The 19,607-nt window shown below is 73.6% G+C and carries 21 protein-coding genes; 14 read left to right on the forward strand and 7 right to left on the reverse strand.

Annotated features, from left to right (window positions below; genetic code table 11):
• Window positions 1–160 precede the first annotated feature (160 nt).
• From HHX30_RS16055 to HHX30_RS16065, 3 genes are read left to right on the forward strand one after another with little or no spacing between them, the layout of a single operon-like run.
• Complete coding sequence (locus tag HHX30_RS16055; protein WP_169982733.1) at window positions 161–532, forward strand: YciI family protein; 372 nt, start codon at window positions 161–163, stop codon at window positions 530–532.
• Between the two features lie 43 nt (window positions 533–575).
• The gene (locus HHX30_RS16060) at window positions 576–1,802 is read left to right on the forward strand and encodes an RNA polymerase sigma factor (RefSeq protein ID WP_169982734.1); all 1,227 of its coding nucleotides are present in this window, start codon (window positions 576–578) and stop codon (window positions 1,800–1,802) included.
• 30 nt (window positions 1,803–1,832) lie between these two features.
• Window positions 1,833–2,573 carry a VOC family protein gene (locus HHX30_RS16065; protein ID WP_169982735.1) on the forward strand — a complete coding sequence of 247 codons (741 nt, stop codon included), beginning with the start codon at window positions 1,833–1,835 and terminating at the stop codon, window positions 2,571–2,573.
• A 65-nt stretch (window positions 2,574–2,638) separates the two neighbouring features.
• Here the strand turns inward: HHX30_RS16065 and HHX30_RS16070 are convergent, their stop codons facing one another.
• The gene (locus HHX30_RS16070) at window positions 2,639–3,124 is read right to left on the reverse strand and encodes an FBP domain-containing protein (RefSeq protein ID WP_169982736.1); all 486 of its coding nucleotides are present in this window, start codon (window positions 3,122–3,124) and stop codon (window positions 2,639–2,641) included.
• An 82-nt stretch (window positions 3,125–3,206) separates the two neighbouring features.
• Here HHX30_RS16070 and HHX30_RS16075 point away from each other — a divergent pair, with 82 nt between their 5' ends.
• A complete protein-coding gene (locus tag HHX30_RS16075) occupies window positions 3,207–3,803 on the forward strand; it encodes a TetR/AcrR family transcriptional regulator (RefSeq protein WP_169982737.1) in 597 nt (198 codons plus the stop codon).
• Window positions 3,804–3,815: 12 nt separating this feature from the next.
• On the opposite strand, the gene HHX30_RS16080 is transcribed toward HHX30_RS16075, so the two are convergent.
• Window positions 3,816–4,454 (reverse strand): EamA family transporter, encoded by a 639-nt coding sequence (locus tag HHX30_RS16080; RefSeq protein ID WP_169982738.1) that lies wholly within the window; start codon window positions 4,452–4,454, stop codon window positions 3,816–3,818.
• A 475-nt stretch (window positions 4,455–4,929) separates the two neighbouring features.
• Here HHX30_RS16080 and HHX30_RS16085 point away from each other — a divergent pair, with 475 nt between their 5' ends.
• From HHX30_RS16085 to HHX30_RS16095, 3 genes are all read left to right on the forward strand, one after another.
• A complete protein-coding gene (locus HHX30_RS16085; protein WP_169982739.1) occupies window positions 4,930–6,660 on the forward strand; it encodes a choice-of-anchor P family protein in 1,731 nt (576 codons plus the stop codon).
• 55 nt (window positions 6,661–6,715) lie between these two features.
• Window positions 6,716–7,246: a hypothetical protein gene (locus HHX30_RS16090; RefSeq protein WP_169982740.1), complete on the forward strand. Its 531-nt coding sequence runs from the start codon at window positions 6,716–6,718 to the stop codon at window positions 7,244–7,246.
• 168 nt (window positions 7,247–7,414) lie between these two features.
• The gene (locus tag HHX30_RS16095; RefSeq protein ID WP_169982741.1) at window positions 7,415–8,005 is read left to right on the forward strand and encodes a DinB family protein; all 591 of its coding nucleotides are present in this window, start codon (window positions 7,415–7,417) and stop codon (window positions 8,003–8,005) included.
• A 142-nt stretch (window positions 8,006–8,147) separates the two neighbouring features.
• Here the strand turns inward: HHX30_RS16095 and HHX30_RS16100 are convergent, their stop codons facing one another.
• Window positions 8,148–8,978, reverse strand: a complete 831-nt coding sequence (locus HHX30_RS16100; RefSeq protein ID WP_169982742.1) for an MOSC domain-containing protein — start codon at window positions 8,976–8,978, stop codon at window positions 8,148–8,150.
• Window positions 8,979–9,102: 124 nt separating this feature from the next.
• Here HHX30_RS16100 and HHX30_RS16105 point away from each other — a divergent pair, with 124 nt between their 5' ends.
• Complete coding sequence (locus HHX30_RS16105; protein ID WP_169982743.1) at window positions 9,103–9,765, forward strand: TetR/AcrR family transcriptional regulator; 663 nt, start codon at window positions 9,103–9,105, stop codon at window positions 9,763–9,765.
• Window positions 9,762–11,177, forward strand: a complete 1,416-nt coding sequence (locus HHX30_RS16110) for an MFS transporter (RefSeq protein WP_169982744.1) — start codon at window positions 9,762–9,764, stop codon at window positions 11,175–11,177. Before HHX30_RS16105 ends, HHX30_RS16110 begins: the two co-directional genes overlap by 4 nt.
• Window positions 11,178–11,227: 50 nt before the next feature.
• Here HHX30_RS16110 and HHX30_RS16115 read toward each other — a convergent pair whose 3' ends face one another.
• Window positions 11,228–12,301 (reverse strand): methyltransferase domain-containing protein, encoded by a 1,074-nt coding sequence (locus HHX30_RS16115; RefSeq protein ID WP_169982745.1) that lies wholly within the window; start codon window positions 12,299–12,301, stop codon window positions 11,228–11,230.
• Window positions 12,302–12,742: 441 nt separating this feature from the next.
• Between HHX30_RS16115 and HHX30_RS16120 the strand changes: the two genes are divergently transcribed.
• The 3 genes from HHX30_RS16120 to HHX30_RS16130 all read left to right on the forward strand — a co-directional run bounded on the left by HHX30_RS16120 (window position 12,743) and on the right by HHX30_RS16130 (window position 15,549).
• A complete protein-coding gene (locus HHX30_RS16120) occupies window positions 12,743–13,543 on the forward strand; it encodes a putative protein N(5)-glutamine methyltransferase (protein WP_211592067.1) in 801 nt (266 codons plus the stop codon).
• A 76-nt stretch (window positions 13,544–13,619) separates the two neighbouring features.
• Window positions 13,620–14,504 carry a fructosamine kinase family protein gene (locus HHX30_RS16125; protein ID WP_169982746.1) on the forward strand — a complete coding sequence of 295 codons (885 nt, stop codon included), beginning with the start codon at window positions 13,620–13,622 and terminating at the stop codon, window positions 14,502–14,504.
• Between the two features lie 88 nt (window positions 14,505–14,592).
• The gene (locus HHX30_RS16130; RefSeq protein ID WP_211592068.1) at window positions 14,593–15,549 is read left to right on the forward strand and encodes a phosphotransferase; all 957 of its coding nucleotides are present in this window, start codon (window positions 14,593–14,595) and stop codon (window positions 15,547–15,549) included.
• Window positions 15,550–15,570: 21 nt separating this feature from the next.
• On the opposite strand, the gene HHX30_RS16135 is transcribed toward HHX30_RS16130, so the two are convergent.
• The 3 genes from HHX30_RS16135 to HHX30_RS16145 all read right to left on the reverse strand — a co-directional run bounded on the left by HHX30_RS16135 (window position 15,571) and on the right by HHX30_RS16145 (window position 18,343).
• Window positions 15,571–16,284 carry a MerR family transcriptional regulator gene (locus HHX30_RS16135; RefSeq protein ID WP_169982747.1) on the reverse strand — a complete coding sequence of 238 codons (714 nt, stop codon included), beginning with the start codon at window positions 16,282–16,284 and terminating at the stop codon, window positions 15,571–15,573.
• Between the two features lie 93 nt (window positions 16,285–16,377).
• On the reverse strand, window positions 16,378–17,637 hold the full coding sequence (locus HHX30_RS16140; RefSeq protein ID WP_169982748.1) for an APC family permease: 1,260 nt from the start codon (window positions 17,635–17,637) through the stop codon (window positions 16,378–16,380).
• A gap of 31 nt (window positions 17,638–17,668) precedes the next feature.
• A complete protein-coding gene (locus tag HHX30_RS16145) occupies window positions 17,669–18,343 on the reverse strand; it encodes a pyridoxal 5'-phosphate synthase (protein ID WP_169982816.1) in 675 nt (224 codons plus the stop codon).
• A 74-nt stretch (window positions 18,344–18,417) separates the two neighbouring features.
• Here HHX30_RS16145 and HHX30_RS16150 point away from each other — a divergent pair, with 74 nt between their 5' ends.
• A complete protein-coding gene (locus HHX30_RS16150; protein ID WP_169982749.1) occupies window positions 18,418–19,191 on the forward strand; it encodes a metalloregulator ArsR/SmtB family transcription factor in 774 nt (257 codons plus the stop codon).
• Window positions 19,188–19,574 (forward strand): VOC family protein, encoded by a 387-nt coding sequence (locus tag HHX30_RS16155; RefSeq protein WP_169982750.1) that lies wholly within the window; start codon window positions 19,188–19,190, stop codon window positions 19,572–19,574. Before HHX30_RS16150 ends, HHX30_RS16155 begins: the two co-directional genes overlap by 4 nt.
• Window positions 19,575–19,607: the final 33 nt, after the last annotated feature.

Below are 19,607 nucleotides of genomic sequence, written 5' to 3' on the forward strand. Positions count from 1 at the left end.
GATCTGCCCAGAAGCCGCCCTGATGCGCGGAGCGCGGGCCGGAGGGGGGCGGCCGCGTCGCGGCGAAAGATTTCTCCGGGGCGGTGTCGATCCGCGCGCCGCTCGTTCGACGTGTGGGTGCGAGGGCCGAGAGGCGGCTCCGCCGGACGAGGAGAACGCGATGCCGAAGTACCTGCTGATCATGCGGGGCACCGACGAGTCGAACGCGGCCATGATGGCCGACATCGACGAGATGATGGCCAGGACCCACCAGTTCATCGAGGAGATGGTCAAGGCCGGCGTTCTCCTCGCGGCGGAAGGGCTGGACGATCCGGGCCAGGGCGTCGTGGTCGACTTCAGCGGCGAGGCCCCGGTGGTCACGGACGGGCCGTACGGCGAGACCAAGGAACTGTTCGGGGGCTTCTTCCTGCTGGACGTCGCCTCGAAACAGGAGGCGGTCGAGTGGGCAAAGCGGGTCCCGGCGGCCCCCGGGTCCAAGATCGAGGTCCGGCGGGTGCCCGGGAGCGACGAGGTCCCGCAGGTCGCCGAGTGATCGCCGAGGGCTGGGCCGGGCGCGCGAGCAGCGGCCGGATCTGATGGGCACGGCCGATGTCGAGGCCGTCTGGCGGATCGAGTCGGCGCGGATCGTCGCCGCGCTGACCCGGTTCACCGGTGATTTCGGGGTGGCCGAGGACGCGGCCCAGGAAGCGGTGGCCGAGGCGCTGGTGTCGTGGCCGCTCGCCCCTCCGGCGAATCCGGCCGGATGGCTGATGGCCACGGCCCGGCGGCGGGCGATCGACGCGATCCGCCGCCAGGCCGCCCTCCGGGACCGATACGCCCTGCTGGCGGCGGACTTGGCGGCCGACTCCGAGGCCGACGAGGAGATCGACCCCGACAAGATCGATGACGACGTGCTGGCGCTGATGTTCGTCAGCTGCCACCCGGTGCTCTCCCGCGAGTCCCGGGTGGCGCTGACCCTGCGCGTGGTCGGCGGCCTGACCAGTGAGGAGATCGCCCGCGCGTTCCTCGTCCCCGTGGCGACCGTGCAGGCCCGCATCACCCGGGGCAAGAAGACGATCGCGGCGGCCGGGGTGCCGTTCGAGCTGCCGCCGGCCGCCGAGCGCCGGGAGCGGCTGGGCGGCGTGCTCAGTGTTCTGTACGTGATCTTCACCGAGGGGTCGACGGCCACGTCGGGCGACCGGCTGCTGCGCCCCGAGGTCGCGTACGAGGCGATCCGGCTGGCCCGCACGCTGGCCGCGCTGCAGCCGGACGAGCCGGAGGTGCACGGCCTGCTGGCGTTGTGCGAGCTGACCGCCGCGCGTTTCCCGGCCCGGACCGGCCCGGACGGTTCGCCGGTCCTGCTCGACGAGCAGGACCGGCGGCGGTGGGACTTCTCGGCGATCCGCCGTGGGCTGGCCGCGCTGGCCAAGGCATCGACTCGCGGCCTCGGCCCCTACGGCCTGCAGGCCGCGATCGCCGCCACCCACGCGTCGGCGCCCTCGGTCGAAGAGACCGACTGGGACCGGATCGTGGTGCTCTACGAGGCACTCGGCCGGATCGCGCCCTCTCCGGTGGTCGAGCTCAACCGGGCCGTCGCCGTTGCCATGGCCTCGGGCCCCGCGCAGGCGCTGGCCATCGTGGACGAGCTGATCGCCTCGGACCGGCTCCCTGGTTCGCATCTGGTCCCGTCCGTACGCGGTGAGCTGCTGGCCCGACTCGGACGGCGGCCGGAAGCGCGCGCTGAGCTGGAGCTGGCGGCCCGGCTGTGCGCCAACCAGCGCGAACGCTCAGTGCTGCTGCGCAAGGCGGCCACGCTGAGCTGACTTCTCCGGCTCGGCCATAGGGTTGGCGGCATGCCGCTGCGACTTGTTCAGGTGAACTTCAAGGCCCGGGATGACGCGGCGCTCGGCCGCTTCTGGGCGGAGGCGCTCGGCTGGGGTGTCTCCAGCGAGGGACCCGGCGTGACCAACGTCGAACCCGTGGGCTTCGCCTGGCCGGACCCCACCGCCGTCTGCGTCGACGTCGTCACCGTTCCGGACCCCGAGACGGTGAGGTATCGCGTGCACCTCGATCTCGCCACCACCTCCGCGGCCCATCAGACGGAGTTGGTGGCGCGTCTGAAGGAGCTTGGTGCGACGCCGGCCGACGTGGGCCAGGGCGAGGTCCCGTGGACGGTTCTGGCCGACCCGGAGGGCAACCTGTTCTGCGTGCTGGAGCCCCGGGAGGTCTACCGGGACACCGGGCCGATCGCCGCGGTCGTGGTTCACTGCGCCGACCCGCGGGCCATGGCCCGGTTCTGGGGCGAGGCGGTGGACTGGACCGTGCACGAGGTGACCGACGATCACGCGAGGCTGCGCTCCGCCAAGGGCGTCGGGCCCTATCTCGAGTTCCTCCGCGCAACGCCCGGCGTGGCGACCGCGTGGACCCGCGTCCATCTCGACGTGCTGCCCCACCCCGGAGACGATCAGGCGGCGGAGGTGGCCCGGCTACGGGCCCTCGGCGCGACGCTCGCCGACGTCGGCCAGGGCGACGTCCCGTGGATCGTCCTCGCCGACCCGGAGGGCAACGAGTTCTGCGTCCTCGGCCCGAGCTGACGCGAGGCCTCGTCAGGATCGAACGGATGCGGGCCCCGGCAGGCCGCGCGTACCGACGGTGCCGGTCACTGAGTCACCTTCTGGAGGAACTCGCCCACGTTGACCGCGGTCCTGCTGATCTTCTCTTCGAGCGTGAGCGACTCGGGCATCCGCCCGCCGGGCCCGACGTCCTTCTTGCCGCGCAAATACAGGGAGCAGGCCAGGTCGGTGCAGACGTAGACGCCCACGGAGTTGCCGCTGCCGCCGGCGCGGCGGGCCGTCATCAGCGACACGCCGTCGCCGCTATGGGTGGTCAGGCAGAGCGAGCACATGCTGCGCCGCACGTGTCCGGCATTGGAAGTGGCCCGCCGCAGCGCCACCCCGACCAGCCGGTCCCCCTGCTCGGCGACCAGATAGGCACGGCCCGGGGACGCGGGGTCGTGCCAGCCCAGGAAGTCCAGGTCGTCCCAGGGCCGCGCATCCAGGTCCCTCGGTACGGCGAGGCGTTTTGCTTCGCCCTTGGTGCAGTTGACGAACGAGGCGCGGATCTCGCGCTCGGCGATTGGCTTCATAGGATTCAAGCTATCCACTGCCGCTTCTAAGGGCAATCGATTAAGCTTTTACCTAGGAGTCCTAGGAAGAGAAGGATGGCGGATGGCACGAGCCGGGGTGACGGCCGAGCGGCTGACCGAGGCGGCGGCGGAACTGGCCGACGAGGTGGGGCTGGAGAACCTGACGGTCTCGGAGCTGGCGCGCAGGTTCGGCGTGAAGGACGCCAGTCTGTACTCGCACATCAGGAACGCCCACGAGCTGCGGGTCCGGGTGGCCGGGCTGGCCCTGGCCGAGCTCGCCGACCTGGCCGCGGCGGCGCTGGCCGGACGGGCGGGCAAGGACGCGCTGGTCGCCTTCGCCGGCACCTACCGCGACTACGCGAGGGAGCATCCGGGCAGGTACGCGGCGATGCAGGTGGATCTCGACCCGGATACCGAGGCGGCGGGCGCGGCCCGGCGGCACTCCGACATGACGCGGGCGATCCTGCGCGGCTACTCGCTGGCGGAGCCCGACCAGACCGACGCGGTCCGGCTGCTGGGCAGCGTCTTCCACGGGTTCGTGAGTCTCGAGATGGCAGGCGGCTTCCGCCATCATCCGCGTGCCGCGGACGAGTCCTGGAGCCGGATGCTCGACGCGATCGATGTCGCCCTGCGCAACTGGCCGGCCGAGCGCGCGGAGCCGGACACGAGCCATGGCTGAGGTGCGGGCCTGTCAGGCCATGGCGAGAAGGCCGACGGCGGCGGCCCCCAGGCCGATCAACTGGCCGCGGTGGATGCGTTCGGCGAGCACGCCGCGGGCGAGCAGGACCGTGCCGGCCGGGTAGAGGGCGGTGATCACGGCGACGACGGTGAGGTCACCGCTGCGGGCGGCGAGCAGGAACAGCAGGTTCGCCACGGAGTCCAGCACGCCCGCGCCCGTAGGCGACGGGCGCGCCGCGCCCGCACCGTGTCCGGCGCCGGCCAGCACCACCGCCACCAGCGCGAGTGGCAGGCCCACCGCCGCGGCGGCGGCCAGGTGCTCGCCCTGCAGCAGCCCCACGCCGACGGGCAGCGCGGCGGACACCAGCGCGGTCACGGGCGGCAGCACGTTCGTCGGACCGATCGCCAGCGTGCGGTAGAGCAGGGCGAACGCCGCGGCCGAGGCGATCCCCGACGCGGCGCCCCAGCCCAGAGCCCCGCTGCTGAACGAGGCGCCGAGCAACGGCCACAGCAGCAGCTCGACCGCGAGACTGGCCAGGGCCGCGACCATCACGGTACGCAGCACATGAGCCTTACGGGCACCCAGACCGCCGAGGAAGTCGGCGCATCCATAAGCGAGAGAGCTGCCGAGGGCCAGCAGCAGAGCGATCACGGCACGTCCTTTACCACCGAAGACCGCGTCCGTGTCGTCTCGGCCGACGCCGTCGTGGCCGCCCGCGGCCGGCCGCCGGAATGCTTTCCCGCCCGTCCTTCGTCGCCGAACATGAAAATCCGTCGGAAATGACATCGCGCGATGGGCGGCAGGCGACGGCCGCCGAATTTCGACCGGCCCCTATCGCCCGAACTCGCCGGTCCGATCCTCCTTCGACGCGACTCGGCGCTGACGCCGTTTCCCTTCGTCCTCCTTGTTCTCTCCGATGCATGCATCGTCCGTGATATGCCGATATATGCTGCCAAACGAGGCAAATCGGAAAGGTTGTTGACAGTGCGAGGGGGGCGCGCCATTTTGTCTAAGGAGCGATCCAGCAATTTACCTAAAGGTCGCTCTTTTTGCTTATAGAAAGGGCCGGAGCGGTTGGGGGACGTTCACGCCTTTCGCCATCGTCGACCACTGGAGGAACTCGCATATGAGGCGTTCTCATGCGCGTGGCCACGCGCCGGGTCCGTCGCACAGGGCGTTCGCCGCTCTCGGCGCGCTGGTCCTGTCGGCGGCGGCCCTGACGGCCCAGCCGGGTCCGGCCGCGGCCGACCCCGGTGATCCGGGCGTGCCCGCGTCACCGAAGACCGTCTTCGCCGAGGACTTCGAGCACGGTCAGGGGGCCACACCCATCCTGGTCAGCGACTACACCGGAGCCGCCCCCGTCAACCAGACCTACACCGCCGACCCGGCCTGGCTGACCCACTGCAACGGCTGGATCGCCTCACAGCAGAACCCCGCCGTCGCACCGGCGAACTCCGGCTGCGGCGACGTCTGGGCGACGGTGAAGCAGATGGCCGGCGCACTCGGCCAGTGGGCGGACGGGGACCCGGCCGCCAACCACGCCGTCACGGCCTACACCGAGGGCGCCGATCCCGGATCGGGCAGGACCCAGCTGGAGTCGAACTTCTCCATCGACATCGGCCCCAAGCGGTTCCTGGCCTTCTCCGTCGACGTCGCCGAGACCAACTGCTTCGCCAACCACGCCAAGTTGGGCTTCTACCTGCTGGACGCCGTGACGGCCGTGCCCGCCTTCACCACCCCGATCGAGCCGTGCGCCCACCCGGGGACGACGATCGGTTCGGTGGCCGTCGGCACCTACACCAGCGACGGGCCCATCCTCTTCGGCGGGGGCGCCCTGCGGCTCAGGCTGGTCAACTTCCAGGCCAGCGGCATCGGCAACGACGCGGCGTTCGACAACGTACGCATCCTGGACGTCACACCCCGGCTCGACGTCTCCTACAGCCCCGATTCCGCCCGCGTGGGCGAGACCGCGGCGCTGAAGTTCACGATCACCAACACCAGCGAACTGGCCGTGAAGAAGGGCTGGTCGTTCAAGGGCAGCCTGCCGAGCGGGCTCACCGTCGCCGGGGCGCCGTCCACCGACTGCGTGGACGCGACCGTGACCGCGCCGCAGGGAGGCGGGCAGGTAACGGTGACCGGGACCTTGCCCGCCGGAGCCGCCTCCTGCACCGCGACCGTCACCGTCTCGGCCGCCCACACCGGCACCTACCGCACATGCGCCGCGGACGTCACCGACCGCACCGGGATCGACCCTCCCGGCTGCGCCGAGGTCACCTTCACCCGGCCCGTCCTGGTCTTCGACGCGCACGCGCACGGCGGCCGGGTCTCGGCCCCGCTGGTGACGGTCGCGCCGCTGGTTCCCTCCGACGTCACCTGCACCGACGCCCCGGGCTCCGACGACGGCACGCTCCTGCAGGCCACGCTTCCCGGGCTCGGCTCACTGGGCGCGATCACCACGAAGGCCGCCGGCACGGTCGGAGACGACGGCCTGCGCACCGCGTCCGCCTCCGCCAAGACCGCGGGGGTGAACCTCCTCGGCGGTCTCGTCACCGCCGACGAGATCACCGCCAAGGCCAAAGCCCGGGACGGCGAGACCGGGCAGGTCGACGTCGACGGCTCGGTGTACATCACCAACCTCAAGGTCGGCGGCGTGTCGATCATCGACCCGAAACCCAACCTGACGATCAACATCCCGCTCGTGGCGAAAGTCGTGATCAACGAGCAGGTGACCACCGCCGATGGCGCCGGCGTGGTGGTCAACGCCATCCACGTGCGGACGCTGGCGGGGGTGGACATCGTGGTCAGCCACGCCCGGGCCGCCCTGACCGTCCCCGGCAAGCCGTGCCCGTCCGCCTGACCATCCTGACCGGCCCCGCCGCCCACGGCGGCCGCCTCGACGCGAGGAGACAGCCTTGACCGACAGGAGATTCCGGGCGCGCTCGCTCGCCCTTGCCGCCGTAGCCGCCCTAGGCGTGGTGGCGCCGGCCGCCGCGAGCCCGGCCCAGGCCCGGCCGCTCGCGCTGGTGCAGTGCCAGGGGACCGAGTCCGACGCCTACGACCCGGGGGTGGTCTTCCAGCCCCGGAACTTCGAGATCACCACCACCGGCCGGTTCACCTCGTGCCTGGGCGGAGGCGATGTGACGAGCGGATCGTACGACGAGCGCTTCACCATCCTCGCCGGCTGCAACGACCTCCTCGACGGCTTCCAGAGCGCGCGGACCGTCACCTGGAACACCGGGGAGGCCAGCGTCATCGAGGGCACCGGCAGCAGCACCGCCGTGGCCGGGCAGGTCGTCACCACGTTCACCGGCACCGTCACCTCGGGTCCGTTCACCGGCCGGTCCGCGGTGCAGCTCATCGCCCTCCCCCAGCCGAACCTGCTGATGTGCCTCACCACCGGCTTCACCGGAGCGACGGGGGTGACGACGCTGACCATCACCTGAGCTCCCGTACGGGCGCGGTGACGAGTACGCCCCGTCCCGGCATCCGCCGGGGCGGGGGGTTCCCTGCACGGGAAGAGGCCGACCGGCGGCTTCCCCGCGGACCGTACGGCACCGGCCCGGGGGAAAAGCCGGTGCGCGCTGCCGGCGCCGGCTGACACACTCCCCGGCATGGCCACACCGGAACCGAAGACGGACCTCCAACGTTATCTGCAGACCGCCCGCGACGCCCTGTTGTGGAAGCTCGACGGGCTCTCCGAATATCAGATCCGCCGCCCGCTGACCCCGACCGGCACCAACCTGCTTGGGCTCGTCAAACACCTCGCCGGGGTGGAGGTGGGCTACTTCGGCGACACGTTCGGGCGGCCGTTCGGCGAACCGCTGGAATGGACGGAGGACGACGCCGAAGACAACGCGGACATGTGGGCGACCGCGGACGAGTCTCGCGACCACATCGTCGGGCTGTACCGCCGGGTATGGCAGCACTCCGACACCACCATCGCCACGCTGGCGCTCGACGCGACCGGTCATGTGCCGTGGTGGCCGGACGAACGGAGCACGGCGACGCTGCACCAGATCCTGGTGCACGTGATCGCGGAGACCAACCGGCACGCCGGTCACGCCGACATCGTCAGGGAACTCATCGACGGAACGGCCGGCCTGCGGGACGGGAACCTCAACCTGCCCCACGGCGATCAGGCGTGGTGGGAGAGCTACCGCAACCGTCTGGAGCACACGGCGCGGGAAGCCGGCGAGGGCTGATCACGGGCGGAGGGGAACCTGCCGCAAGCACGGTCGCGGCGCACCGTCCTCGCGGCCGCCGCCGGGGCAGCGCGCGCCGGTGCTCAGCCACGATGCCGATCACGCTTCCGCGTGTGGTCTTCTCGAGGCGCGCGCCGCCGGGTCAGGGCGCGGCGGCGAGGACGGTCACCGGGTCGCCGACCTGGATCTCGCCGTAGTCGCGGGGGATGAAGCGGACACCGAACCAGGTCTTGCCGTCCCAGCGGCGGTGGCGGGCCAGGGTGCGAAGGGGTTCCCTGCCCTTTTCGAGGGTGATGGGGTCGTAGGTGGGCACGGCGCAGCGGTCGCACAGTTCGGACATGCGGAAGCGGAGTGCGCCGATACGGATCTCGCGCCAGCTGTCCTCGACGTAGGGGGCGAAGCCGTCCACCACGAGGTTGGGGCGGAAGCGGGCCATGTCGAGGGGGGCGGGGACCTCCTCCTGACGTTCGCGTGCCCCCTCGGCGATCCACTCGTCGAGCCGGCGCAGGGAGGAACGGGAGGTGAGCAGGAAGGGAGCGTCCCCGGCCAGGCTGACGACATCGCCGGGAAGTCCGCCGTGGGATGCCGGGACGGCGCAGCGGCGGGGGTCGTCGAGCCAGACGAGGCGGGCGGGCTTTCCCAGCAAGCGGGTGAACCAGGCATGGGCCTGCGGATGGGCGAGGACCGCCGTGTCCAGTTCCACGAAGTGGACGGGGACGTGCTCACCCGTGGCCGGGGGCACCTTCAGCTGCGGCAGACCGGGGGCCTCAAGCAGGAGGCCGTCCTCGGCCGTACGAGTGGCGACGACGGAGAGCAGGCGCGGATTCTCCCCGACCCAGTGCAGGTTGCCCGATTCGTCCACCACGGCCCACCGGCGATCCCCCGCCAGCCCCCACGGCTCCACGACCGCCGAATCAACAATCCACCCAGAAACCGACTTCACCGGATATCTACGGATCTCGGCCAGCTCCACGCCGCCAGCGTACGTCCGGGAATCACTCCTCGAAAGCGGTGAACTCCGGCCGTTCCGCCGTATCCTGCCCGGCTCCGCGACAGTTCAGTAGACAGTGTCTACAAAGTCTTGGTAGACACTGTCTATGGACGATGCGGGTTCTTTGCGGGAGCGGCTCGTGGAGGTGGGGGTGCACCTCGTGCTGACCGAGGGCACCGCCGCGCTGGGGCTGCGGGAGATCGCCCGCCGGGCCGGGGTGTCGCACGGGGCTCCGCGCCGGTACTTCCCCACGCACCACTCCCTGCTGTCGGCCATCGCCCGCCGGGGCTTCGCCGACCTCGAGGCGCGGTTCGCCGCCGCGATGGCCGGGCTGACCTCACCGCGCGATCGGCTCCAGGTGTTCGCGCGGGAGTACGTCGGCTACGCGCTGGAGTGCCGGGGCATGTTCGAGCTGATGTTCCGCCACGAGCTGCTCGACAGCGACCGGCACGGCGCGGACGGGCCGAGGCTGCGCGAGTCCACGCTCCCGCTGTTCGAGCACCTGGCCACGCTGGTCGCCCAATGCCGGGAGAACCAGCGCCGGGAGAACCAGCGTCCGAAGAAACAGGGCCGGGACCAGGCCGACCCTCCGGAGGACCCCTCGGTGACCGCCGCCGCCTTCTGGGCCAACCTGCACGGGATCGCCCAGTTGTGGACGTGGGGCAGCCTGCAGCTCGTCCTCGGCGCCAGTGGCCCGCCCGGCACCGAACGCCTCGACCGGCTGGTCGCCGAGGTGCTGGACGCCCATCTCGGGCCCGTCGTCCCATGACCGCGCGCAGTCGTCTGGCGCTGGTGGTCAGCGCAGCCGCCGCGATGATCGTCGCGTTGGACGGCACCGTGCTGGTCGTGGCGCAGCCGAGCCTGCGGCGCGACCTCGCCGCGAGCGTCACCCAGGTGCAGTGGACCAGCACCGGCTACATGGTCGCGGTGGCCGCGCTCCTCGTCATCGCCGGCCGGCTCGGCGACCGGTACGGCCATCGGCGCCTGCTGGTCGCCGGTGTGCTCGGCTTCGCGGCCGCCTCGGCCGGGATCGCGCTCGCGCCGACCGCCGGCTGGGTGATCGGCCTTCGGGTCGTCCAGGGCGTTTTCGGCGCGTTCGTCCAGCCGGCGACGCTCGCGCTGCTGCGGCTCGCGTATCCGGCCGACCGGCTCGGTACGGCGATCGCCATCCGCACCAGTGCCATCGGCGTGGCCGGCGCGGCCGGGCCGGTCCTGGGCGGCGTCGTCGTGGCGGAGCTCGGCTGGCGCACCGTCTTCGTGCTCAACATCCCGGCCGCCGTCCTGATCGCCGCGCTCACCCTCGCCGTACGGGCACCCGCGCCCGAACGGCCCGCGCACTCGCGGCTGGACCTGACCGGCGCGGCGCTGCTGGCGGGCACGCTCGCGATCGGCGTGCACACGCTGGCCGGTGTGCCCGTCCACGGCTGGACCGCCGCGCCGACGCTGCTCGGGCTGCTCACCCTCGCGGGCCTGACCGCCGTGTTCGTCGCGCACGAGCGCCGCGCGGCGCATCCGATCGTGCCCGCCGCGGTCGCCCGGTCGATGCCGGTGACCGCGTCGATGCTGCTCCTGCTGGCCGTCACCAGCGGCGTCTTCGGCGCGCTGTTCGCCGCCACCTTCGTGCTGCAGGAACGGCTCGGGCTCGGCCCGCTCGCGACGGGCCTGCGGCTGCTTCCGGTCACGGTGGTCATGGTCCTCGGAGCACCCGCGGCGGCCGCCGCCCTGCGCCGGCACGGTCCGCGCCGTACGGCGGTCACCGGGGCGACTCTGGTCGTCGTGGGCATCGCGGGCGGTTCCGGGCTCGGCTCCGGCGGCCCCTGGGCGGCCACCGGCGCCGCGTTCGCCCTCGTGGGGGCGGGATTCGCGGCCGTCATGGTCACCGCTACCGGGACCGTCGTCGGCGACGCCCCGGCCGGGTACGCCGGAGTCGTCGGCGGGCTCAAGCAGACCGTGATGAACATCGGCCCCAGCCTGGGCATCGCGGTGGCCGCCGGAGCGACCGCCCTGGACACGCCCGCGGCGGCGGGCGTGTCGGGGTCCGGCCTCACACTGCCGGTCATGGCGGGGCTCGCCACCCTCGGCCTGCTGCCGGCCGCGCTTCTGCCCGCCGGGCCTGCCCCGCGTCCCTCCCCCGCTCCGGCCGGAGCGGCCGGAGCGGCCGGAGACGCGCCCGCTGCCTGAGGCGGCGGCCGACAACGACGTGCGCCGGGTGGCCCGGTGCGCGGCACCCCTCAGCCCGGCCGTGGGGCCGTCCACCGGACCAGGAACGACTCCGCCCCGGCGACCCGTACGCGTTGCAGGTGCACGGGTGTGAGGCCGTGACGGATGCCGAGCGGCACCTCGCCGACGCCGGGCAGCAGGACCACGGCGGTCCCGCCGGGCGCGAGCACCCGGCGCACCTCCGCCCACCAGCGTCCGGCGGACGCGGCGAGCAGACCGCCCGGGGCCACCTGACCGCCCCAGGGCGGGTTCGCCAGCACACGGTGGGCGACGCCGTCCGGCAGCGGCAGGCGCCCGGCGTCGGCCCGGGCCACGGCGACGGGCAGCCCCGCGGCGTTCTCCCTCGCTGCCGCCACCGCCCGCGAGGCCAGGTCGAACCCGCAGGCGCGGATGCCCGCCCGCTGCCGCACCGCCTCCACCAGCAGGGTGCCGGCGCCGCAGCAGGGATCGAGGACCGTGTCACCGGGCTCGATGCCGGCCATGGCCACCATGGCGGCGGCGAGCGGGGGATGCAGGGTCCCCGGGACGGACCGCCGCTTGTAGGCCCGCCGGTGCAGCGGGCGCTCGGCGATGCGCAGCAGCAGCGTGGCCCGCTCCCCGTCGAGGGTGACCCGCCAGCCGCCGTGGCCCGGCGGCGGCGCGCCACCGCGCCGCGAGTGGTAGCCGACCCCCAGCCGGGCGGCCAGGGCGCGGCCGACCGCGTCCTCCACGTCGTACCGGGTGAAGTTGCGCCTGCCCAGGAACGACGCCGAAACCTCGACACCCGTGAGCGCGCCGGGGCCGCCGTGGTCGCGGCGCAGCCGCGTCAGGGTGGCGAGGTCGGCGGCGGCGGCGAGCTCCGCCAGGGCCGCGACCCCCGTCCGCGACGGGCCGACGTCGGTGCCCCGCGCGGCCAGCAGGAACACGTCGTCCGCCGTGCGCAGGCCCAGTACGAGGCCGTGCGGCGCGGGCGGCCGCGACGCGCGGAAGTGCACCTCGCGATGCCCGATGTGAGTGATTACGCCGAGGCCGTGCCGCAGTATCTCGGCGGCGACCGTCGGCTCCAGTCCGTGGACGCACCGCGCCACCAGACTCGCCGCCGTCATGGGACGGTGGGAGCGCTGGGACGCGGAGCGGAGAAAGTGACAGCGCGTACGCGCATGGTGATCGTTGTTCTCCCGCGTCGGCCCGGGACGGCGCGTCGCCGTCCCGCCTCGTCGGCGACGGGCGGGGCCTCGCTTCGCCGACGGCGGCTAGCGGAGGGGGAAGAAGAACGTGAACGTCACGGTCGCGATCGTAGGGCCGCGGGGGCGCCGGATCAACTTCTCCGCTCCGGCCTGGGCCGCCGGCCGTGGACCTGGACCCCGGCCCGGCCCCGTGCGGGTGAACGGGCGCTCTGGTGTAGGGTGCCGGTCACGGCGGCGACGACGCGAGGAGGTGAGCCCCATTACCGCTGAACAGGTCGGGTGCTCCCCTCTCCCCGCACGTACGGTCGCGTAGAGGCAGGCGACCGCGGGAGCGCCCTCGGCACACCGGAAGGTTCTCCCTTGTCACTGTCCCTCTCCCCCGCTTTTCCCTCGGTCGTGGCCCGGTTGCGGGCCGCGGGGTGCGTGTTCGCCGAAAACGAGGCCCGTCTGCTGGTCTCCGCCGCGCGTACGCCCGCCGAGCTCGACGACATGGTGGACCGGCGCGCCCGCGGCCTGCCGCTGGAACACGTCATCGGGTGGGCCGAGTTCTGCGGCCTGCGGCTGGCCGTCGACCCGGGGGTCTTCGTGCCCCGGCCGCGCACCGAGTTCCTGGTCCGCCGGGCCGCCGCGCTCGCCCCGCCTGGCGCCGTCGTCGTCGACCTGTGCTGCGGTTCGGGCGCGATGGGCGCGGCGCTGGCCGCAGCCGCCGGGCCGGTCGAGCTGCACGCCGTGGACGTCGACCCCGCCGCCGTACGCTGCGCCCGCCGCAACCTCGCCCCGGCGGGCGGCAGAGTGTACGAGGGCGACCTCTACGCGGCCCTGCCCGCCGCGCTGCGCGGCCGGGTGGACGTCCTGGTCGCCAGCCCCCCGTACGTGCCCACCGGCGCGATCGGGCTGCTGCCGCCGGAGGCGCGCGTGCACGAGCCGCAGGTCGCGCTCGACGGCGGCGCGGACGGGCTCGACGTCGTACGGCGGGTCGTCGCCGGGGCGGCCGATTGGCTCGTGCCGGGCGGCCACCTGCTGGTGGAGACGAGCGAGAGCCAGGCGGAGGAGACCGCCGAGGCCGTCGGCCGCGCCGGGCTCGCCGCCCGCCTGACCCGCGACGAGGAACTGGACGCGACCGCCGTGATCGGAACCCGGCCGGGCGGCGCGCGCAGGTGACGGCCCGCGGGGATTACCGGTCGCCGGGGTTCCGGGTGCCCTCGTCCGGGCTCTCGGGGAGCAGAGGAGCACACCCGTGACAGAAGCGACGTCTTTCCTGCTGGAACGCCTGCACGCGGCCGGTCTGACCGACGTCGTCGCGGTCGAGCCGGCCACTGGAGGTCTCGCCGCGACGGCGGGGCTCGCGCGCCGCGGTGACGGCACGCCGGTGTTCGTCAAGGCGTTCGGCGAGCCGCCGTCGGACGACGCCTTCGCCGCGGAGGCCGAGGGGCTCACCGCGCTGCGCGAGGCGGGCGGCGTCGCCACGCCCGAGATCATCCTCGCCGGCCGCGATCTGCTCGTGCTGTCCGCGCTGCGGCCCCGGCCGGGCACCGAGGCCTTCTGGGCGCGGTTGGCGCATGCGCTCGCCCACCTGCACACCACCACGCGGCACCCCCGGTTCGGGTGGCACCGCGACAACTGGCTGGGCCGTCGCCGGCAGGTCAACACCTGGGCTGACGACGGGTTCGAGTTCTTCGCCCGGCACCGTCTGCTGCGCTGGCTCGGCGAGCCTCGCGTCCGGGAGGCGCTCGACACCGCGGACCGGGCGGCGCTGGAGCGGCTGTGCGACCGGCTGCCCGAGCTGCTGCCGGTCAGGCCCGCGTGCCTGACGCACGGCGACCTGTGGGCGCTGAACGTCATGGCCACCCCCGATGGGCGGCCCGCGCTGATCGACCCGGCCGTGTCGTACACGTGGGCCGAGGTCGACCTGGCACACCTCTGGACGACCGCGCCGCCGCCCGAGGCGCACGTGTTCTTCGAGCTGTACGCCGAGCTGACCGGGCTCGACCGCGACTGGCGCGAACGCATGCCGATCATCCAGCTACGCCAGCACCTGGCCGTGATCGCCCAGTTCGACCCCGACTGGGGCGCCGCCGACCTCGTGCGGGCCACGCTCGCCCCGTTCCGGCGGAGGGGGTGAGGTCGGCGGAGGGCACGGGGAGTAGGGGCGGTTGCCGTGGGCCGAACCGGTCGATCGGCTCCCGGAGCTCTCGTCTATCGTCGGGGCCGTGCTTTCCGACGTGCGGCTGCCGCAGGCCGAGACCCAGGAGCAGTTCATGGCCGTCCGGCGGGACGAGTCCCGTCTCGGCCCGGCCGTGTCGGCCCTGCTGGGGCATCTCGGGCTCGGCGGCGAACGCCCTGAGCGCTTCGCCGACGGGTCGTTGCCGGTCTACGCGGTGGGCGACCGGCACGTGCTCAAGCTCTACCCCGAGGTCTACCTGCCCGAGGAGTACGACACGGAGCTGACCGTCCTGCGGGCCGTGGAGGGACGCCTGCCGATCCCGACGCCCCGGGTCCTGGAGGCGGGAGGGCTCGACGGGTGGAGCTACATCCTGATGACGCGCCTGCCCGGGGAGAGCCTCGCCCTGGCGTGGCCGGGCATCCCTCACGACAACCGGGTGGAGCTCGCCGCCGCCGTGGGCGAGACGCTCGCCGCGCTCCACTCGGTGTCCTCCCCCGGCCTCGACGCGGTCGTGGGGCCGCACGACTGGGACGGCTTCCTCCGTACGCGGCGGGACGCGTGCGTGGCGCACCACCGCGCCGACGGGCTGGAGGAGGCCTGGCTGGCGCAGATCCCGGACTTCCTCGACAGCGTCGAGCTCACGCCGTCCGCGCCCGTGCTGCTGCACACGGAGGTGATGCGCGAGCACCTGATGGTCGTGCGCGACGGCGACGGCCGGCGGCTGTCGGGCCTGTTCGACTTCGAACCGGCGATGCGGGGCGCGCGGGAGTACGAGTTCGCGTCGGTGGGGCTGTTCCTGTCCTGTGGCGAGGGCGAGATCCTGCGCCGCCTGCTCCTCGCGTACGGCTACCGCGACCGTGACCTGAACGAGGAACTGAGCAGGCGGCTGCTGGCCTACGCCCTGCTGCACCGGTACAGCAGCCTCGCCTGGTACCTGACCCGCTTGCCCGCGCCGCCGCGGCCCACCCTCGACCGCCTGGCCACGCATTGGTGGGCCTTGTAGGGCCGCGCACGTCCCGGCGCGCTACCCCGAGGCGCCGGCGACGTAGTCGTGCAGGCGGGCGGAGCCTTCGAGCATGGCGACGGCCGTGGCGGCGAGGGCGGCCCGGCGTTCGGCGAGGGCCGCGCGCAGCGCCTCGGTGCTGCCGGTGCGGCGCAGGCCGTCCAGCACGTCGCCGATCCGCGCCAGCGGATACCGGCCCTGCCGCAACATGTGGATCATGCGGGCGTCGCGGACCTCGGCGGGGCCGTACCACCGGTAGCCGGTGCCGGGCTCGCGCTGCGGGGTCAGCAGCCCGGCGTCCTCCCAGACGCGCAGCGCCGAGGCGCGTACGCCGAGGAGCGCGGCCACCTCCCCGATCCGCAGGGGGGACCGCGGCGCCATCGCACCGCCGGGGTCCTGCCCGGCCACCGCTTCGAGCGCCTCCCCCGTCGCCCGCAGGGCGAGCCGCTGCTGGTGCAGTGCGGCGTGGCAGGCGTCGACGAGGGCGAGCGCGCCCGCCAGGTCGCCGTCGTGCACGGCCAGCATGATCGAACGGGCGGCATCCCAGCCGTACCCCTTGGCCAGCGCCCGGTAGGCGAGCAGGGCGTCGCGGTGGCGCGTGTCGAACCTGCGGTAGCCGGCGGCCGTCCGCTCGGCGGGCGGGAGGATGCCCGCGTCTGCGTAGTTGCGGATCTGCTGGGTGGAGACCCCCGCCTCCCGCGCCAGGTCGACCGGGCGCAGCGCCCTGCGGCTCATCGCTCCCGCCTCATGCCGGCCGGCTTCACCTCGGTTGGGACTTCACGTCGCATCGGCTCATCGTAGCCGCCTGCGAGTCTCAAGTGATCTCCGTCAGGTGACGGCCCGGCGTACGGCGTAGACGACGGCGCCGGCGGCGAGCACGGCGGCCCCGGAGACCACCGAGGACAGGGGCAGGGCGAAGGCCAGGACCAGGCAGCCGGCCAGGCCGAGGATGGGCACCACCCGCGGTGGCCGTCCCTCTTCGGGCCCGAGGGTCCAGGCGGCGGCGTTGGCGATGGCGTAGTAGACCAGCACGCCGAAGGAGGAGAACCCGATCGCGCCGCGCAGGTCCGCGGTCGCGGCCAGGACCGCCACGACCGCGCCGACGGCCAGTTCGGCGTGGTGGGGCACCCGGAACCGGGGATGGACGGCGGCCAGGACGTGCGGCAGGTGCCGGTCGCGGGCCATGGCCAGCGTGGTGCGGGACACCCCGAGGATCAGTGCGAGCAGCGAGCCGGTAGCGGCGACCGCGGCGCCCCCGCGGACGACCTGGGCCAGGCCGGGATGACCGGCCTCCCGCACGGCGGCGGCCAGGGGCGCGACCGCGTCCGCCAGTCCCGTACCGCCCAGCACGGCGAGCGCGGACACCGCGACCGCCGCGTAGACGACCAGGGTGAGCCCGAGCGCGAGCGGGATCGCGCGGGGAATGGTCCGCACGGGGTCGCGCACCTCCTCACCGAGGGTGGCGATGCGCGCATAACCGGCGAAGGCGAAGAAGAGCAGGCCCGCCGCCTGCAGCACCCCGCCGGCGGTGACGCCGGCCGGCACGTACAGCTGCCCCGGGTCCGCCGCGCCGGAGGTCAGGCCCGCGACCACCACGGTGGCCAGCACCGCGACGACCACCCCGACGATGACCCGGGTGAGCCAGGCGCTCTTGTGGATCCCGGCGTAGTTGACCGCGGTCAGCGCCACCACGGCGGCCACCGCCACCAGATGGGCCCGCTCCGGCCACACGTAGGAGCCGACGGTCAGCGCCATCGCCGCGCACGAGGCGGTCTTGCCGGTCACGAACGCCCATCCCGCCAGGTAGCCCCAGAAGTCCCCCAGCCGCTCCCGTCCGTACACGTAGGTGCCGCCGGAGGCGGGGTGGCGCGCGGCCAGCCGGGCCGAGGAGGTCGCGTTGCAGTAGGCGACGACCGCCGCCAGGGCCAGCCCGAGCAGCAACCCGGACCCCGCCGCGCGCGCCGCGGGCGCCAGGGCGGCGAAGATCCCCGCACCGATCATCGAGCCCAGCCCGATGATCACCGCGTCGGGCAGGCCCAGCCGGCGCTCCAGCGGCCCCTGCCCGGCGCCGGTCGGCGTGCCCCTCATGGCGACCTCCGATGTCGAGGGCTTCGCGGTCTCAGGGCCACAGGCGGTGACGCGTCCAGGCGCCGTCCGCACGCGCATAACGCAGGCGGATGTGCCGGCGGTCGCGGTCGGCCTGCCAGAACTCGACGTCGTCGGCGCGGACGCCGTAGACGGTCCATCCCGGCGCGACCACCCCGGGATCGGCCTCGATCCGCGCGTGTGCCGCGCGGAGGGCGGCGTCGAGGTCGGACGGTTCGTCCAGGACCTGCGACTGGCGGCCGGTCAGGGCGTCGGCGCGGGCGCCGGGGGAACGCGCGAGGAAGTCGGCGGCGCCGCGCCCGGCGTCCGCCGGGACGGCCGCGCCCCGCACCCGGATCTGACGGCCCTGCTCGGGCCAGTAGAAGCTGAGAGCGGCGTACGGCGTGGCGGCCAGCTCCCGGCCTTTGCGGCTGCCCGCGCTCGTCGCGAAATACCAGGTGCCGTCCGCGTCGAGGTCCTTGCAGATCAGCACGCGGGACGAAGGCCGCCCGGCGGCGTCGGCGGTCGCCAGCGCCATGGCGTGCGGTTCCCGCACTCCGGCCTTGACGGCCGAGGTCAGCCATTCCACGAACAACGCGACCGGCTCCGCCGGCGCGGCGTCGACGTCGAACCCCGGCAGTTCGGTGCCGAAGACCGGAAGCCCCCGCAGCAGATCACGTATCGAACCCGCCGGACCGCTCTCCCCCACGATCACCCCTCCACCTCGCGGCGCGATGAATCCACGGCTGTTCCATCAAATGCGCTTGATGTATCGTCCGGGTCATGGCGTCGTCGAGTCAAGCCACCCCGGCGTTCGTGCGCCTGGCCGCGCACCCGCTGCGCTGGCGGCTGCTGACCGAGCTCGCCGCGGGTGATCTGCGGGTCCGCGAGCTCACTGCGCTGGCCGGAGCGCCGCAGAACCTGGTCTCCTACCACCTGCGTCTGCTGCGCGACGGCGGCCTGGTCACCGCCACCCGCAGCAGCCGCGACGGCCGCGACAGCTATTACCGGCTCGACCTGGACCGATGCGCGCAGGCCCTGGCCGGCGCCGGGGCCGCCCTGCATCCGGCGCTGCGCGGCGTCCCCGAGCCGCCGGCGCATCCGGCGGGGTGGCCCCGGCTCTCGGTGCTGTTCGCCTGCACGGGAAACAGCGCCCGCTCGCCGATCGCCGAAGCTCTGCTGCGCCGCCACACCTCCGGTCTCGTGACCGTGACCAGCGCCGGCAGCCGGCCCCGGCCGCAGATGCACCCGCAGGCCGTACGGGTCCTGCGCGAGCGACACGGCATCGACATCGCCGACCGGCGACCCCGCCACCTGGGCACGCTGCGCGGCCGCCGGTTCGACTACGTCATCACCCTCTGCGACAAGGTCCGCGAAACCTGCCCCGAATTCGGCGACCACGCGCGGCGAATCCACTGGAGCACCCCCGACCCGGCCGCGGCGGACCGGCCGGAGCCGGACGGCCACGCCGCGTTCGACCGGACCGCGGCGGACATCGACACGCGCGTCCGCCACCTACTACCCGTCCTGGCCCACACCCCGGAGGCTCCCCGATGACCGCGACCGACCGCTACGCCGGCGTCCGCTACCTCGTCGACGACGTCCAGGCGGCCGTCGACTTCTACACCACCCATCTCGGCTTCACCCTCAACAGCAGCGCCGCACCCGCCTTCGCCGACGTGGTACGCGGGCCGCTGCGGCTGCTGCTGTCCGGACCCGCCAGCTCCGGCGCCCGCGCCACTCCCGCCGATGTCTCCGGCGCGGGCCGCAACCGCATCCACCTCATCGTCGACGACCTGGACGCCGAGATCGCCCGGCTCCGCGCCGCGGGCCTGTCGTTCCGCGGGGAAGTGGTCGCCGGCCCCGGCGGCCGGCAGATCCTGCTCCCCGACCCCGCCGGCAACCTCGTCGAACTGTTCCAGCCCGCCAATCGGCCCTGACCTCGGCCGGCCAGGCCGATCGTTTACCTGCGC

It is taken from the genome of Microbispora sp. H10836, assembly GCF_012999525.1.
Classification (GTDB): Bacteria; Actinomycetota; Actinomycetes; order Streptosporangiales; family Streptosporangiaceae; genus Microbispora.

Excerpts from the sequence above, each read along its gene's own strand:
- HHX30_RS16055 (WP_169982733.1), top strand. The coding sequence starts at position 161 with ATGCCGAAGTACCTGCTGATCATGCGGGGCACCGACGAGTCGAACGCG.
- HHX30_RS16060 (WP_169982734.1), top strand. The coding sequence starts at position 576 with ATGGGCACGGCCGATGTCGAGGCCGTCTGGCGGATCGAGTCGGCGCGG.
- HHX30_RS16065 (WP_169982735.1), top strand. The coding sequence starts at position 1,833 with ATGCCGCTGCGACTTGTTCAGGTGAACTTCAAGGCCCGGGATGACGCG.
- HHX30_RS16070 (WP_169982736.1), bottom strand. The coding sequence starts at position 3,124 with ATGAAGCCAATCGCCGAGCGCGAGATCCGCGCCTCGTTCGTCAACTGC.
- HHX30_RS16075 (WP_169982737.1), top strand. The coding sequence starts at position 3,207 with ATGGCACGAGCCGGGGTGACGGCCGAGCGGCTGACCGAGGCGGCGGCG.
- HHX30_RS16085 (WP_169982739.1), top strand. The coding sequence starts at position 4,930 with ATGAGGCGTTCTCATGCGCGTGGCCACGCGCCGGGTCCGTCGCACAGG.
- HHX30_RS16095 (WP_169982741.1), top strand. The coding sequence starts at position 7,415 with ATGGCCACACCGGAACCGAAGACGGACCTCCAACGTTATCTGCAGACC.
- HHX30_RS16105 (WP_169982743.1), top strand. The coding sequence starts at position 9,103 with ATGGACGATGCGGGTTCTTTGCGGGAGCGGCTCGTGGAGGTGGGGGTG.
- HHX30_RS16110 (WP_169982744.1), top strand. The coding sequence starts at position 9,762 with ATGACCGCGCGCAGTCGTCTGGCGCTGGTGGTCAGCGCAGCCGCCGCG.
- HHX30_RS16115 (WP_169982745.1), bottom strand. The coding sequence starts at position 12,301 with ATGACGGCGGCGAGTCTGGTGGCGCGGTGCGTCCACGGACTGGAGCCG.
- HHX30_RS16135 (WP_169982747.1), bottom strand. The coding sequence starts at position 16,284 with ATGAGCCGCAGGGCGCTGCGCCCGGTCGACCTGGCGCGGGAGGCGGGG.
- HHX30_RS16140 (WP_169982748.1), bottom strand. The coding sequence starts at position 17,637 with ATGAGGGGCACGCCGACCGGCGCCGGGCAGGGGCCGCTGGAGCGCCGG.
- HHX30_RS16150 (WP_169982749.1), top strand. The coding sequence starts at position 18,418 with ATGGCGTCGTCGAGTCAAGCCACCCCGGCGTTCGTGCGCCTGGCCGCG.
- HHX30_RS16155 (WP_169982750.1), top strand. The coding sequence starts at position 19,188 with ATGACCGCGACCGACCGCTACGCCGGCGTCCGCTACCTCGTCGACGAC.